Here is a 13,459-nt window from a genome sequence, read left to right on the forward strand (position 1 = left end):
CGATTGTGCAAGAAGTTGCACAATGAAAACCAAGAAACATCCCCAATAACAGTCCACAGCCCTTGAAAATACTGGCCTGAACACTACTGCGCAAAAAGTTGCACAACACTGCGCAACTTCTTGCTCAATTCACTTGTTATATTTCTTTTCAGAATGAGACATGGATAACAATCAGCCATTGAATGAGATTGATTAAAAGAGCCATGAAAGACTGGCACGGGAATTGTTAGAGAAATTAATCGAGATGGGCGGTCCCATGGCCACCGGCGAGGAAGTTGCGCCGTGACCGACTGTAGGCGGGACGCACCGCTGCGTTTACCCTGGACACGCCCGTACCGCACCGGCTGGACGGAAATCGATAGCGACCCGAGCAGTCAGGAAAGCAGGATTCGATGACCGCCGCAGCGCCTATCGCCAAGCCCTCGATGACCAACTTATGCGGTAGGCCGCGTACGGCGACGACAGAGAATTGCGCACCGCTTACCCGCTCGACAGTGCTGTGCGCCTACTGGCGAGAAAGCTGCCCGACAGTAGTCGGGTCGGCTAGCGCGGCCAGTCGGTCGTTGCCCTCCTGGGCATCGACCTCAACGGCCAGTAACTGACCCGCCACCAGCGCAGCGCCGGGTACCAACAGCAGCGCCAGGAAAGCGAGCTACGAATAATCAGGAAAAACGCGCATCCAGCCCGATGCATAAAAATTTCGCTCTACCCGAAACTCCCGCTCATGACAGAAATCACTGCCTCGCCAACCGCTGATCGAAGCTCCCCTCAATCCAGCATCCCCACATACCCCGGCACCTCCCCCACTCGCTTGATCCACGCGCGGATCGCCGGGTAGGCCGTCAGGTCGAAGCCGCCTTCATGGGCGACATGGGTGTAGGCGTAGAGGGTGATATCGGCGATGGAGAACTGTTCGCCGACCAGGAATGGCGTGCGCGACAGCTGTTTCTCCATGACGTCGAGGGCCTTGTAGCCGCCGATCTTCTTCTCTTCGAACTCGGCGCGGCGGGCTTCCGGGAGGCCGAGGTAGAGCTTGATGAAGCGCGCCACGGCCACATAGGGCTCATGGCTGTATTGCTCGAAGAATTGCCATTGCAGCACCTGGGTGCGCAGGCGCGGTTCGCTGGGCAACAGGGCGCTGCCGTCGGCGAGGAAGTTGAGGATGGCGTTGGACTCCCACAGGCAACTGCCGTCCTCCAGCTCCAGCACCGGTATCTTGCCGTTGGGGTTCTTCGCCAGGAACTCCGGGGTCTGGGTCTCGCCCTTGAGAATGTCCACCGGTACCCACTGGTAGTCGATGCCGAGCAGCGACATGGCCAGCTTGATCTTGTAGCAGTTGCCCGAACGGTAATCACCGTAGACCTTGTACATCGTGTCGCTCCTCGGATCGGATGGCCGGCGCCCCGGAAGGAGCGCCGATGAGGGTTCAGGCCGCTTCGGCGGCCTGGGCGTCGCGGACGACCTTGGCCAGGCGCCGCAGGCCTTCGTGCAGGCGCTCCGGGGCGACGTGGCTGAAGTTCAGCCGCAGACGCCCGAGGTTCTGCTCCGGCTCGGCGAAGAAAGGTTCGCCGGGCATGAATGCGACATCGGCGGCCAGCGCCGGCTGGAGCAGGGTGCGGGTATCCAGCGGCTGCCTGAGGGTCAGCCAGAAGAACAGCCCGCCCTCCGGGATATTCCATTCGGCCAGCTCACCGAAGTGCTCCAGCAGCGCCTCCTGCATGGCGTCGCGGCGGACCCGGTAGAACTCGCGCAGTTCGGCCAGGTGCTGGCGGTAGGCCTCGCTGCCGAACCATTGCAGCGCCTGCCACTGCCCTACCCGGTTGGTATGCAGGTCGGCCGACTGTTTCAGCCGCAGCAGGTGGGGGAACAGGTCCGGGGTGGCGATCAGGAAACCGACGCGCAGGCCCGGCAGCAGGGTCTTCGACACCGTGCCGGTATAGATCCAGCTGGACTTGCGCAGGCGGCTGACCAGCGGGGTTGCGCGGCCCTCGTCGAACACCAGTTCGCGATAGGGTTCGTCTTCGATCAGGGTCACGCCGAATTCGTCTAGCAGCGCCGCCACCGCGTCGCGGCGTTCCTCGCTGTAGCGCACGCCGGACGGATTCTGGAAAGTCGGGATCAGGTAGGCGAAGGCCGGCTTGTGTCGCTCCAGGCGCTGCCGCAGGGCAACCAGGTCGGGGCCCTCGGCACCCAGCGGCACGGTCACGCAATCGGCGCCGAACAATTGGAAGGCCTGTAGCGCGGCGAGGTAGGTCGGCGCCTCGAGCAGCACCTCGGTGCCCGGATCGATGAACAGCTTGCTGGCCAGGTCGAGGGTCTGCTGCGAACCGCTGACGATCAGCACCTGGCTCGCCTCGCAGGGGACGCCGAGGGCACGCGCTTCGGCGGCGATGGCTTCGCGCAGGGCAGGCTCGCCTTCGCTCATGCCGTACTGGCCCATGGAGGCCGGCATCTGCTCCCACTGCACCTTCGGCAGCATCGGCTCGGCCGGCAGCCCGCCGGCGAACGACATCACCTCCGGACGCTGCGCCGCGGCAAGGATTTCGCGGATCAAGGAGCTTTTCAGGCGGGAGATGCGTTCAGAGAAGGCCATGGGATCACCGGTAGCGTAGGCGGGGAAAAATGAGTCAAACTGCTTGACCGAAACTACGATGCCGCACCCGGAAGCGTCAATATGCCTGACCTGAAAAACCACGCCGTCCAGCAGCAGGCCATGATGGAAGCCTTCTTCTTCGCGTACCAGGCCTTCACCACCAAGCCTGACGAGATGCTCGCCCGCCGCGGCCTGGGACGTGTGCACCACCGCGTGCTGTTCTTCATCGCCCGCTATCCGGGCCTCAGCGTGAAGGAACTGCTGGCCCTGCTCGGCGTGACCAAGCAGGCGCTGAACATCCCGCTGCGCCAGTTGCTGGAGATGAACTTGATCGGCAGCGCCACCGCCGACGACGACAAGCGCAAACGCCTCCTCGGCCTCACCGCCGAGGGCGTGCGGTTGGAAAAGGCGCTGCGTCGCGAGCAGTCGCGGCTGCTCCAACGCTGCTTCGAGGAAGCCGGCGGCGAAGCGGTCTCCGGCTGGCTGGCGGTCAATCGCACCCTGGCTCGGGCGCATGCAGGCAGCCGCGGCGAAGCGGCGACGGAGGCCGCCGACTGACGCCCCATGGGCCTGGCGCATGGACGCTCGACAAGCCGACCGGCTGCCCGCTAGCTCCGCTCCAACTCCCGCGCCGCGCGCCAGCAGGCCAGCGCCATGGCCACGGTGGCTGCCAGCAGCGGCAGTACCGCCAGCACCAGCAACAGCACCGAAGCCAGCATCGCGCCGCCGGCGATGTCCAGCCAGGCCATGATCCGCAGCGACGGATAGAGGTTTTCCTGCTTGAGCAGACGCAGGCCCAGCCAGAGGGTGGTAGCGCCGATCAGCGCAAGCAGCGCGAAGTACACCAGCGCCTGCCAGTTCCAGCCCTGCAGCGCATCGTCGGTAACCGCCAGCAGGCTCCAGCCCTCGCCCAGCAGGGTCAGGAGAATCGACAACCATACCGGCCAGGCCAGCGAGGGGCCGCGAAAGCGCGACTCGACCAGGTGCTTGAGCCGCAGCAGCAGGTAGGCGCCGAGCAGGCTGAGGAGCAGGCCCAGCCAGTCGGCGTAGACCCTGAACGCGGCGCCGTCGCCGAATGCCTCCAGCAGGCTGAGCACCATCAGCACCACGCCGCCGGCTATCGAGGCCAGGCAGAGCCAGGCGAGGATGCGCAGTTGCGCGGGCGTCCAGCGCCGGCGGAAAGCATCCGGTATGCCCTGCTCGACCAATTCGACACGCGGCGTGGCGTAGGGGTTTGCATCCATGGCGAAGCTCCTCGGCAAATGCCGGGAAGTTACCAGCTCCGCCAGCTTCCGGCAGCTGCGACTGTATGGCCAACTATGTCCGCGGCTGTACCGGGACAGCCCCTGGCCGGCTGTTTAGGCTGCGCAAAACAGAAAAAGATGATCGGCACTCCGCGCCTCGCGCAACCTGCCCCGTGGCTCCGCCCACCGCCGTGCCCGGTCGTCCCGCACACTCCATGGAAGTACCCGGCATGACCGAAACCACCCAGCCCCAGCCTCGTCTGCGTCCGTTCGCCGACTCCTCTCCCGCCGCCGTGGTGGCCGGCTTCGTCGCCATGCTCACCGGCTACACCAGCTCGCTGGTACTGATGTTCCAGGCCGGGCAGAACGCCGGTCTCAGCAGCGCGCAGATTTCCTCGTGGATCTGGGCCCTGTCGATCGGCATGGGCCTGGCGACCATCGGCCTGACCCTGCGCTACCGGGTGCCGATCGTGATCGCCTGGTCCACCCCCGGCGCGGCGCTGCTGATCAGCAGCCTGCCCGGAGTGCCGTACAGCGAGGCGATCGGCGCCTTCATCGTCTGCGCCCTCCTGATCACCCTGTGCGGCGTCACCGGCAGCTTCGAACGCCTGATGCGCCAGGTTCCCTCCTCGCTGGCCTCGGCGCTGCTGGCCGGGGTGCTGTTCCGCATCGGCATCGAGATCTGCAACGCCGCCGAGCAACAGACCCTGCTGGTGCTGGCGATGTTCTTCAGCTATCTGCTGTGCAAACGCTTCTCGCCGCGCTATGCGGTGTTCGCTGCGCTACTGGTGGGGGTGCTGCTGGCCGGGATACTGGGCCAACTGGACTTCAGCAGGTTCCGCCTGGAACTGGCGGTACCGGAGTGGACCACGCCGAGCTTCTCCCTGGCCGCCACCATCAGCATCGGCATCCCGCTGTTCATCGTCGCCATGGCTTCGCAGAACATGCCCGGCATCGCCGTGCTGCACGCCGACGGCTACCAGGTGCCAGCCTCGCCGCTGATCTCGAGTACCGGCATCGCCTCGATCCTGCTGGCACCGTTCGGCTCCCACGGGATCAACCTGGCGGCGATCAGCGCGGCGATCTGCACCGGTCCCTCGGCCCACGAGGACCCGCACAAGCGCTATACCGCGGCGCTCTGGTGCGGCTTCTTCAACTGCGTCGCAGGAACCTTCGGCGCCACCCTGGCAGCGTTGTTCGCGGCGTTCCCCAAGGCACTGGTACTGTCCATCGCCGCCATCGCCCTGCTCGGCTCGATCATGAACGGCCTGGCCAACTCGATGGCCGACGAGCGCCAGCGCGAGGCCGCGCTGGTGACCTTCATGGTAACCGCCTCCGGCTTCACCCTGCTGTCCATCGGCTCGGCGTTCTGGGGCCTGGTGGCCGGCCTGCTGACTCAGTTCGTGCTCAACTGGCGGCGCGGCTGACCGACCTCAGTCCGGCGCCGTCACGGGCGCCGGCGTGGCCTGGTGGCCACGGCTGACCCACCAGCCGAAGGCCGCCGCGGTGAAGAACATCAGCACTCCGTAGATCGCCGGCGGAATCGCCATGGTGCTGTTGTTCAGCAGGCTCGGACTCAGCGCCAGGGCGATCGCCAGGGTGCCGTTGTGGATGCCGATCTCCATGCCGATGGCCACCGCCTGGGCCTTCGGCAGGCGCAGCAGGCGCGGCACCCAGTAGCCCACCGCCAGGCTCAGCAGGTTGAAGGCCAGCGCGGCCAGCCCGACCACCGGCGCGTAGGTGACGAAGGTCTGCCAGTCCTTGGCCAGCGCCAGCAGGATGATCACCAGCAACAGCAGCGCGGAAAGGATCTTCACCGGCTTCTGCAGGCGATCCGCCACGGCCGGCAGGCGGTTGCGCACCAGCATGCCGATGGCCACCGGGCCGAGGACGATGACGAAGACCTGCACGACCTTGCCGAACTGCAGGGGAATCGCCTGCCCGTCGCCCATGAAGTATTGCAGCGACAGATTGACGATCAGCGGCATGGTGAGGATGGCGATCACCGAGTTCACCGCGGTCAGGGTGATGTTCAGTGCCACGTCGCCATGCGCCAGGTGGCTGTAGAGGTTGGCGGTGGTGCCGCCGGGCGAGGCCGCCAGCAACATCATGCCGACCGCCAGGGCCGCCTCCAGGGCGAAGCCCTGGACGATCAGGAAACAGGCCAGGGGCAGCAGGACGATCTGGCACACCAGGCCGACCAGCACCGGCTTCGGGTAGCGCACCACGCGGAGGAAGTCGGCCGGGGTCAGGGACAGTCCGAGACCGAGCATGATGATGCCCAGGGCGATGGGGAGGAACAGGGTCAGGATGGGATCGGCGGTCATTATTGTTATTGCTCCGATGCGATGGAGACGGGCTCAGGCCCCGGATTCTCGACCCAGGTTAGTCCCCCGGCAGTGGCCTGGCGCGCCAAACCGCGCGCCGACCTGTAACAGAATGCGAATGCCCCGCGCCGGGGCATCCCGGTTGTATCGCCGCCCGCTCAGATCGCCGTCGCCCCGCCGTCCACCGGCAAGGCGATACCGGTGGTGAAGCCTGCGTTGTCGCTGCACAGATAGAGCACCGCGGCGGCGATTTCTTCGACCCGCCCGACCCGACCCAGCGGATGCATCGCGGCGGCGAACTCGGCCTTGCGCGGATCGGCCTCGTAGGCGCGGCGGAACATGTCGGTGTCGATCACCGCCGGACACACGGCGTTGACGCGGATGCCCTTCTTCGCGTACTCGATCGCCGCCGATTTGGTCAGGCCGATCACCGCGTGCTTGGAAGCAGCGTAGATGCTCATCTTCGGCGCCGCGCCGAGCCCGGCGACCGAGGCGGTGTTGACGATCGCGCCACCGCCCTGGGCCAGCATCAGCGGGATCTGGTGCTTCATGCACAACCAGACGCCCTTCACGTTGACAGCCATGATGGCGTCGAACTCGGCTTCGTTGCCGTCGGCCAGCTTGCCCTGCTCGATCTCGATACCGGCGTTGTTGAAGGCGTAGTCGAGACGGCCGTAGGCCGCCGCGCAACCCTCTACCAGCGCCTTGACCTCGGCGTCGCGGGTGACGTCGCAGCGAATGAAGACGGCTTCGCCACCTGCCTGGCGGATCGCTTCGACCGTGCCCTCGCCGCCGGCGCTGTCCAGGTCGGCGACCACCACCTTGACCCCGGCGGCGGCGAAGGCCAGCGCGGTAGCGCGGCCGATGCCCGCCGCACCGCCAGTGACCAGTGCGACCTGGCCGGAAAGAAGTTTGCTCATCTGCTGCTCCTCGGAAAATCGCCTTCCGCCAACTGCGACGGAACCGGGCCGCGCCAGTCTAGCCAGGGCCGGCGCAAGGCATAGCACTATCAGGGGACTGGAGGATGGGCCATCCAGCCCGCTGATAAGACTGATGGCGGCGAATCATCGGCATAGATGACCGGTCATTTCCGCACTCGCCTTCGCTTGCCGCCGGCGCCGGCGCCAGCTATCCCTAGGGGCCTGTTTCCCGACATTCGAGTGCCCTGCCATGACCTCCCAGATCAATCGGCAATACCAGTTGGCCCAGCGTCCCAGCGGGCTGCCCGGCCGCGACACCTTCAGTTTCGTCGAAACCCCGCTCGGCGAACCGGCCGAGGGCCAGATTCTGGTGAAGAACGAGTACCTGTCGCTGGACCCGGCGATGCGCGGCTGGATGAACGACGCCCGCTCCTACATCCCGCCGGTGGGGATCGGCGAGGTGATGCGTGCGCTCGGCGTCGGCAAGGTGCTGGTTTCGAAGCACCCCGGCTTCCAGGCCGGCGACTACGTCAACGGCGCCCTCGGCGTGCAGGACTATTTCATCGGCGAGCCCAAGGGTTTCTACAAGGTCGACCCGTCCCGCGCGCCGCTGCCACGCTATCTCTCGGCGCTGGGCATGACCGGCATGACCGCCTACTTCGCGTTGCTCGACGTCGGCCAGCCGAAGAACGGCGAGACCGTGGTGATCTCCGGCGCCGCCGGTGCGGTGGGCAGCGTTGCCGGGCAGATCGCCAGGCTCAAGGGCTGCCGGGTGGTGGGCATCGCCGGCGGCGCCGAGAAATGTCGCTTCCTGGTCGAAGAACTGGGCTTCGACGGCGCCATCGACTACAAGAACGAAGACCTCGCCGCCGGACTCAAGCGCGAATGCCCGAAGGGTATCGATGTGTTCTTCGACAACGTCGGCGGCGAAATCCTCGACACAGTGCTCACCCGCATCGCCTTCAAGGCACGCATCGTCCTCTGCGGGGCGATCAGCCAGTACAACAACAAGGAAGCGGTGCGCGGCCCGGCCAACTACCTGTCGCTGCTGGTCAATCGGGCGCGCATGGAAGGCATGGTGGTGATGGACTATGCCCAGCGCTTCCCAGAAGGCCTGAAGGAGATGGCCACCTGGCTGGCGGAAGGCAAGCTGCAATCGCGCGAGGACATCGTCGAAGGCCTGGAGACCTTCCCCGAAACGCTGCTCAAGCTGTTCAGCGGGGAAAACTTCGGCAAGTTGGTGTTGAAGGTCTGAGGTCCGCCGCCGGCGCGAAGAAGCGGCGGATAGCGCCTCGCCTCGAAGAGCGTGTGCACTGAAGAAATAATGATTCCCGGCAATCCTGCCGCCTGTCCTTCGGGCTAAGCTGCGGCATCCGCGCCTGCAAGGAATCAGCCGCATGCCACTCGCCCGCTGGGTACCCGGACTCGATAGCCTGCTCCACTACCGCCGCGCCTGGTTCCGTCCGGATGTCCAGGCCGGGCTGTCGGTAGCGGCGATCCAGATCCCCACCGCCATCGCCTACGCCCAGATCGCCGGCTTCCCGCCCCAGGTAGGCCTCTATGCGTGCATCCTGCCGATGCTGATCTACGCCCTGATCGGCAGCTCGCGGCAGTTGATGGTAGGCCCCGACGCGGCGACCGCGGCGATGGTCGCCGCCGCCATCACCCCGCTGGCGGCGGGCGATCCGCAGCGCCTGGTGGACCTGTCGATGATCGTCGCGATCATGGTCGGGCTGTTCTCCATCGTCGCCGGCCTGGCCCGCGCCGGGTTCATCGCCAGCTTCCTCTCGCGACCGATCCTGGTCGGCTACCTCAACGGCATCGGCCTGAGCCTGCTGGTCGGGCAACTGGGCAAGCTGTTCGGCTACGAGGCGGCGACCAGCGGCTTCGTCGCCGGCATCCTCGCGCTGCTGGAGAACCTGCTGCACATCCATTGGCCGACGCTGATCCTCGGCAGCCTCTCGCTCTTGCTGATGGTGCTGCTGCCGCGGCGCTTCCCGCAGTTGCCCGGGGCGCTCTGCGGCGTCCTCCTGGCCAGCCTCGCCGCGGCGCTGCTGGGCCTGGATCGCTACGGCGTGGAACTGCTTGGCGAGGTACCGGCCGGGCTGCCGCAACTGAGCTGGCCGCAGACCAGCCTGGAGGAACTGAAAAGCCTGCTGCGCGACGCCACCGGCATCACGGTGGTCAGCTTCTGCAGCGCCATGCTCACCGCACGCAGCTTCGCCGCCCGTCACGGCTACAGCATCAACCCCAACCACGAATTCGTCGCCCTCGGCCTGGCCAACATCGGCGCCGGGGTCTCCCAGGGCTTCGCCATCAGCGGCGCCGACTCACGCACCGCGGTGAACGACATGGTCGGCGGCAAGACCCAACTGGTCGGCGTGGTCGCCGCGCTGGTGATCGCCGCCACCCTGTTGCTGCTGAACAAGCCCCTGGGCTGGGTGCCGATGCCGGCGCTCGGTGCGGTCCTGTTGCTGGCCGGCTGGGGCCTGATCGACGTGCAGGCGCTGAAGGGCTTCTGGAAGCTCAGCCGCTTCGAGTTCAGCCTCTGCCTGCTGACCACCGTCGGCGTGCTCAGCGTCGGCGTGCTGCCGGGAATCTTCGTCGCCGTCAGCATCGCCGTACTGCGCCTGCTCTACTACACCTATCGCCCGAGCGACGCGGTGCTCGGCTGGATGCACGGCATCGACGGCCAGGTCGAGCTGGCCAAGTACCCGCAGGCCACCACTCTTCCCGGCCTGGTGATCTACCGCTTCGACGCCCCCCTGCTGTTCTTCAACGCCGACTACTTCAAGCAGCGGGTGCTTGCCGTGGTGGACGGCAGCGAGCGGCCGAATGCGGTGCTGCTCAACGCCGAAGCCATGACCAACCTCGACATCAGCGGCCTGGCCACCCTCCACGAGGTGCAACAGATCCTCAAGGCCCAGGGCGTGCACCTGTCGCTGGCGCGGGTGACCGGGCAGACGCTGGACCTGCTGCAACGCTCGAGCATGCTCGGCGAGATCAAGCCGCCGCTGGTGTTCAGCTCGGTGCGCTCCGGGGTCAGTGCCTATCGCTACTGGCTGCGCCAGCAGGAAAGACTCGCCGCCCAGGCCGCGGCTACAAGCGGAAATGCCTGACCATGCCCTGTAGTTCGCGGCCCAGCTCCGCCAGTTGTTCGCTGGACGAAGCCGTCGACTGCATGGCTTGGGCCGACTGATCGGCCACCTCGCGGATCGCCGTGACACTGCGGTTGATCTCCTCGGCGACCGCGCTCTGCTGCTCGGAGGCCGCGGCGATCTGCTGGTTCATCTGCTGGATCAGCGCCACCGCCGTGGCGATGTTGCCCAGCGCCGCCTCGGTCTGCAACGCGTCGTCGACGCTCTGGTCCACCAACTGGTGGCTGCGCTGCATACGCTGCACCGCCTGCTGCGTGCCATTCTGCAAGGCACCGATCAGGGTCTCGATCTCGGCCGTGGACTGTTGGGTGCGCCGCGCCAGCGCCCGCACCTCGTCGGCGACCACGGCGAAGCCTCGACCCTGGTCGCCGGCCCGCGCCGCCTCGATGGCGGCGTTCAGCGCCAGCAGGTTGGTCTGCTCGGCCACGCTCTTGATCACGTCCAGCACGCTGCCGATGCGCTGGCTGTCGGCGCTCAGCGCCTCGACGCTGGCGGTGGCCGCGCGCACCGCCTCGGCCAGTCGCTCGATCCGCTCCAGGGTCTGGCGTACCACCTCCTGGCCGACGCTGACCTTGCCGTCGGCGCTTTCCGCCGCCCCCGCGGCTTCCTCGGCGTTGTGCGCCACTTCATGGACGGTGGCGGCCATCTGGTTCATCGCCGTGGCCACCTGTTCGGTTTCCGCCCGCTGGCTGTCGATTCCCAGGCGGGTGCGCGTGGTAACGCCGGACAGCGCCTCGGAAGCGCCGGCAATCCGCCCGACGCCGTCCTGCAACTGGCTGACGATACCGCGCAGGCTGCCGGTCATGGCGCGCATCGCGGCCATCAGTTGGCCAACCTCGTCGCGCCGCTCGCTGTCGACCCGTACCGCAAGGTCGCCTTCGGCGATCCGCTGCGCCACACCCATCGCCTGGCGCAGCGGACGGACGATCAGCAGGCTGATGCCGAAGGCCGCGCCCAGGCCCACCAGCAGCGCCAGCACGGCGGCGCCGACGATCAGCAGGGAGTTTGTCCGCAGGCTGTGGAGCATGGCCTGCTGCTGCGCCTCCCAGCTACGGTCGACACGCGCCATCACCTGCCCGGCGCGCTCGCCCATGGCGGCGTACATCTGCCGCTCCTGGAGCTGACTGGCGCGGTACTCGGCGAGCTTGTCGGCGAAACCGCGGATATTGGTCAGCACGTCCTTGACCACCGACACGTAGGCATCGTCGGTGATCGCCTGCTCCAGCCGGGCTGCCAGCTCCAGCGCCTCGCGCAGCGATTTCGGCGGCCCCTCCTGCGCATCCGCGGCGCGCGCTTCGAGACGCGAGCGGGCCTCGTCCAGCCCCTGAAGGACCAGGCGATTGACCTGGGCGACCTGGGCCGCCTGCTGCAACAGCGGCTCGCCGTCGTGCCCCTGGCTCTCCTTCAGCGCATAGGCGCCATCCTCGGCCAGGCTGGACTGGAGGATATCGAGGCTGTTGGCGGCGCCGTTCAGCGACCAACTGGCGCTTTCCCAAGCCAATTGGCGTCCCTGGATGGACTGCTCGAAGCGGCCGAACGCTTCTAGGTATGCCGCCAGCACCTGCTCCACCTCGGCCATGCCAAGCGCCTGATCGGCGTCGCCGTCGGCCTTGAGCCGGCCCACCCGTTCAAGGGTCGCGGCCAGGCGCTGGCGCAAGCGCTCGGCGTCGCTCTTTTCCCCGTGCAGGGCAAATTCCTTCTCGGCCTGGCGAACCTCCAGCACGTCGCGATTGATCGCGCTCATCTCCTGCAGGCGCGCGAAGCGCTGCCCCAGCGCATGCAGCGAGAGCACCGCGAGCGCGGCCACCAGCGCGGTCAATAGCAGGACCAGGGTAAAACCGATGGCCAGTTTCTTCGCCGTGCCGAGATCGGCCAGACGCCTGCGCAGCAACCCCAGCATGACTCCCCTCCCCCGTGACGCGCCGTCTGCGTGCGCATTTCCCGCTGTGTCGCGCGTTTTTCGCCGAACCTGAGCGGCCGGGCAAGGTAGTGGCACGATAATGGCCAGGAGAGATATGCGCAGGTCGTTTCCAGGATATCCGGGCTGACGTCGGTCGAGCGCGGAGCCATACTGGGCGCCCCATGGAAAAGGAGCTTGCCATGCGTCCCGTATTGCCGCTGTTGCTGTCGCTGAGTCTGTGCGCCCCCGCCCTGGCCGACTGGAGCGGCCCGATCGAGCAGCCGCTCTGGTCGTTGCCGGCGGCGCCGGGCCTGTCGCGCTGGCTGATCGTGCACAACCTGTCGAGCGCGGCGGCCGACGGCCTGTACCACGTCGAGGTCCTGGAGCGCCGCCAGGGCCAGCAGCCCTGGCAGTTCCAGCGCCTGGCCGCGCACCTGGCGCTGACCGAACAGGCGCTGCGCGCGAGTATCGTGGCGCCGCTGAAGCGCGGCGGGGTGTATCCGGAAAGCTACCAGTTCGCCTATCGCCAGTGGCAGGAACGCCAGGCCGCGGGCCAGGCGCCGGTGTGCCGGCGCACGGTCGACGAGTGCCTGCGGGCGCCGGACTGAGCCCGGCTACCTGGGCCGGATCATGCTGAACGTGTCGCGGGTATGGCTGTAGTGGCTGCCGCCCAGGCGACCGACCAGGTCGAGCCGGGCGCTATCCACATGGCGCTCGTCGGCCAGCACGGCATCGTCGACATGGGCCAGCAGCACGCGGGCGAAGATCAGGTGGCAATTGGGGTTCTCCGCCGGATACGGCTTGATCTCCGCCACCTCGCACTCGAAGGCCACCGCCGCCGCGGCGATCCGCGGCGGCGCCACGCGTACGCTGGACACGGTAGGGATGCCGACCGTCTCGATCTCGCTCACACCATGGGGCAGCCAGGCGGAGGTGGCGTTCATGGTCTCGGCCTGGGCGGCGCCGACCAGGTGGATCACCAACTGCCCGGTGGCCTGGACGTTGCGCAGGGTGTCCTTGAGGCTGCCGTCGTCGCGCAGGCTGACGTTGACCATCAGGGTCGGCGGCTCGTCGCTGATCACCTGGAAGAAGCTGAACGGGGCCAGGTTGCTGGCGCCCTCGGCGGACAGGGTCGAGACCCAGGCAATCGGTCGCGGGGTGACGGTGGAAGCCAACCAGCGATAGGCCTCGGCGGGAGCGATGGTGGTGAAGTCCAGTTGCATGGCGGTCTCGCGGAAATCGACGGAGGGGACGCCGATTATGCCGCAGCCCCGCAGCTCTCGCGACCGTCTGCGCCGCAGCCCTGCGCCACCTGGA

General features: G+C 67.0%; 12 protein-coding genes. 5 read left to right on the forward strand and 7 right to left on the reverse strand.

The genetic code is table 11. The annotated features are described in order from the left end of the window. Positions 1-768 precede the first annotated feature (768 nt). Positions 769-1,371, reverse strand: coding sequence for a glutathione S-transferase family protein (locus LJF27_RS18175; RefSeq protein ID WP_003097816.1), 603 nt, complete (start codon positions 1,369-1,371; stop codon positions 769-771). A gap of 55 nt (positions 1,372-1,426) precedes the next feature. Next, complete coding sequence (locus tag LJF27_RS18180) at positions 1,427-2,593, reverse strand: PLP-dependent aminotransferase family protein (protein ID WP_003097818.1); 1,167 nt, start codon at positions 2,591-2,593, stop codon at positions 1,427-1,429. Between the two features lie 81 nt (positions 2,594-2,674). Here LJF27_RS18180 and LJF27_RS18185 point away from each other — a divergent pair, with 81 nt between their 5' ends. Beyond that, complete coding sequence (locus LJF27_RS18185; protein WP_003097819.1) at positions 2,675-3,151, forward strand: MarR family winged helix-turn-helix transcriptional regulator; 477 nt, start codon at positions 2,675-2,677, stop codon at positions 3,149-3,151. Between the two features lie 50 nt (positions 3,152-3,201). Here the strand turns inward: LJF27_RS18185 and LJF27_RS18190 are convergent, their stop codons facing one another. Continuing rightward, positions 3,202-3,837: a hypothetical protein gene (locus LJF27_RS18190; RefSeq protein WP_003097821.1), complete on the reverse strand. Its 636-nt coding sequence runs from the start codon at positions 3,835-3,837 to the stop codon at positions 3,202-3,204. A 230-nt stretch (positions 3,838-4,067) separates the two neighbouring features. On the opposite strand from LJF27_RS18190, the gene LJF27_RS18195 reads away from it, so the two are divergent. Continuing rightward, positions 4,068-5,264, forward strand: coding sequence for a benzoate/H(+) symporter BenE family transporter (locus LJF27_RS18195; RefSeq protein WP_003120414.1), 1,197 nt, complete (start codon positions 4,068-4,070; stop codon positions 5,262-5,264). Between the two features lie 6 nt (positions 5,265-5,270). Here the strand turns inward: LJF27_RS18195 and LJF27_RS18200 are convergent, their stop codons facing one another. Then, a complete protein-coding gene (locus tag LJF27_RS18200; protein ID WP_003114604.1) occupies positions 5,271-6,164 on the reverse strand; it encodes a bile acid:sodium symporter family protein in 894 nt (297 codons plus the stop codon). Between the two features lie 158 nt (positions 6,165-6,322). Further along, the gene (locus LJF27_RS18205; protein ID WP_003117742.1) at positions 6,323-7,084 is read right to left on the reverse strand and encodes an SDR family oxidoreductase; all 762 of its coding nucleotides are present in this window, start codon (positions 7,082-7,084) and stop codon (positions 6,323-6,325) included. 250 nt (positions 7,085-7,334) lie between these two features. Here LJF27_RS18205 and LJF27_RS18210 point away from each other — a divergent pair, with 250 nt between their 5' ends. Then, positions 7,335-8,339, forward strand: coding sequence for an NADP-dependent oxidoreductase (locus LJF27_RS18210; protein ID WP_003097826.1), 1,005 nt, complete (start codon positions 7,335-7,337; stop codon positions 8,337-8,339). A gap of 142 nt (positions 8,340-8,481) precedes the next feature. After that, positions 8,482-10,203, forward strand: coding sequence for a SulP family inorganic anion transporter (locus tag LJF27_RS18215; RefSeq protein ID WP_003097828.1), 1,722 nt, complete (start codon positions 8,482-8,484; stop codon positions 10,201-10,203). On the opposite strand, the gene LJF27_RS18220 is transcribed toward LJF27_RS18215, so the two are convergent. Beyond that, the gene (locus tag LJF27_RS18220; protein WP_003144814.1) at positions 10,184-12,142 is read right to left on the reverse strand and encodes a methyl-accepting chemotaxis protein; all 1,959 of its coding nucleotides are present in this window, start codon (positions 12,140-12,142) and stop codon (positions 10,184-10,186) included. The two genes, LJF27_RS18215 and LJF27_RS18220, sit on opposite strands and share 20 nt — an antisense overlap. 200 nt (positions 12,143-12,342) lie before the next feature. Between LJF27_RS18220 and LJF27_RS18225 the strand changes: the two genes are divergently transcribed. Further along, the gene (locus tag LJF27_RS18225) at positions 12,343-12,750 is read left to right on the forward strand and encodes a DUF5086 domain-containing protein (RefSeq protein ID WP_003087555.1); all 408 of its coding nucleotides are present in this window, start codon (positions 12,343-12,345) and stop codon (positions 12,748-12,750) included. Between the two features lie 6 nt (positions 12,751-12,756). Here the strand turns inward: LJF27_RS18225 and LJF27_RS18230 are convergent, their stop codons facing one another. After that, positions 12,757-13,365 carry a flavin reductase family protein gene (locus LJF27_RS18230; RefSeq protein ID WP_003097831.1) on the reverse strand — a complete coding sequence of 203 codons (609 nt, stop codon included), beginning with the start codon at positions 13,363-13,365 and terminating at the stop codon, positions 12,757-12,759. Positions 13,366-13,459: the final 94 nt, after the last annotated feature.

It is taken from the genome of Pseudomonas sp. 203-8, assembly GCF_020708595.1.
Lineage (GTDB): Bacteria > Pseudomonadota > Gammaproteobacteria > Pseudomonadales > Pseudomonadaceae > Pseudomonas > Pseudomonas aeruginosa.

Coding starts and splice junctions, on each gene's coding strand:
- LJF27_RS18175 (WP_003097816.1), bottom strand. CDS start 1,371: ATGTACAAGGTCTACGGTGATTACCGTTCGGGCAACTGCTACAAGATC.
- LJF27_RS18180 (WP_003097818.1), bottom strand. CDS start 2,593: ATGGCCTTCTCTGAACGCATCTCCCGCCTGAAAAGCTCCTTGATCCGC.
- LJF27_RS18185 (WP_003097819.1), top strand. CDS start 2,675: ATGCCTGACCTGAAAAACCACGCCGTCCAGCAGCAGGCCATGATGGAA.
- LJF27_RS18190 (WP_003097821.1), bottom strand. CDS start 3,837: ATGGATGCAAACCCCTACGCCACGCCGCGTGTCGAATTGGTCGAGCAG.
- LJF27_RS18195 (WP_003120414.1), top strand. CDS start 4,068: ATGACCGAAACCACCCAGCCCCAGCCTCGTCTGCGTCCGTTCGCCGAC.
- LJF27_RS18200 (WP_003114604.1), bottom strand. CDS start 6,164: ATGACCGCCGATCCCATCCTGACCCTGTTCCTCCCCATCGCCCTGGGC.
- LJF27_RS18205 (WP_003117742.1), bottom strand. CDS start 7,084: ATGAGCAAACTTCTTTCCGGCCAGGTCGCACTGGTCACTGGCGGTGCG.
- LJF27_RS18210 (WP_003097826.1), top strand. CDS start 7,335: ATGACCTCCCAGATCAATCGGCAATACCAGTTGGCCCAGCGTCCCAGC.
- LJF27_RS18215 (WP_003097828.1), top strand. CDS start 8,482: ATGCCACTCGCCCGCTGGGTACCCGGACTCGATAGCCTGCTCCACTAC.
- LJF27_RS18220 (WP_003144814.1), bottom strand. CDS start 12,142: ATGCTGGGGTTGCTGCGCAGGCGTCTGGCCGATCTCGGCACGGCGAAG.
- LJF27_RS18225 (WP_003087555.1), top strand. CDS start 12,343: ATGCGTCCCGTATTGCCGCTGTTGCTGTCGCTGAGTCTGTGCGCCCCC.
- LJF27_RS18230 (WP_003097831.1), bottom strand. CDS start 13,365: ATGCAACTGGACTTCACCACCATCGCTCCCGCCGAGGCCTATCGCTGG.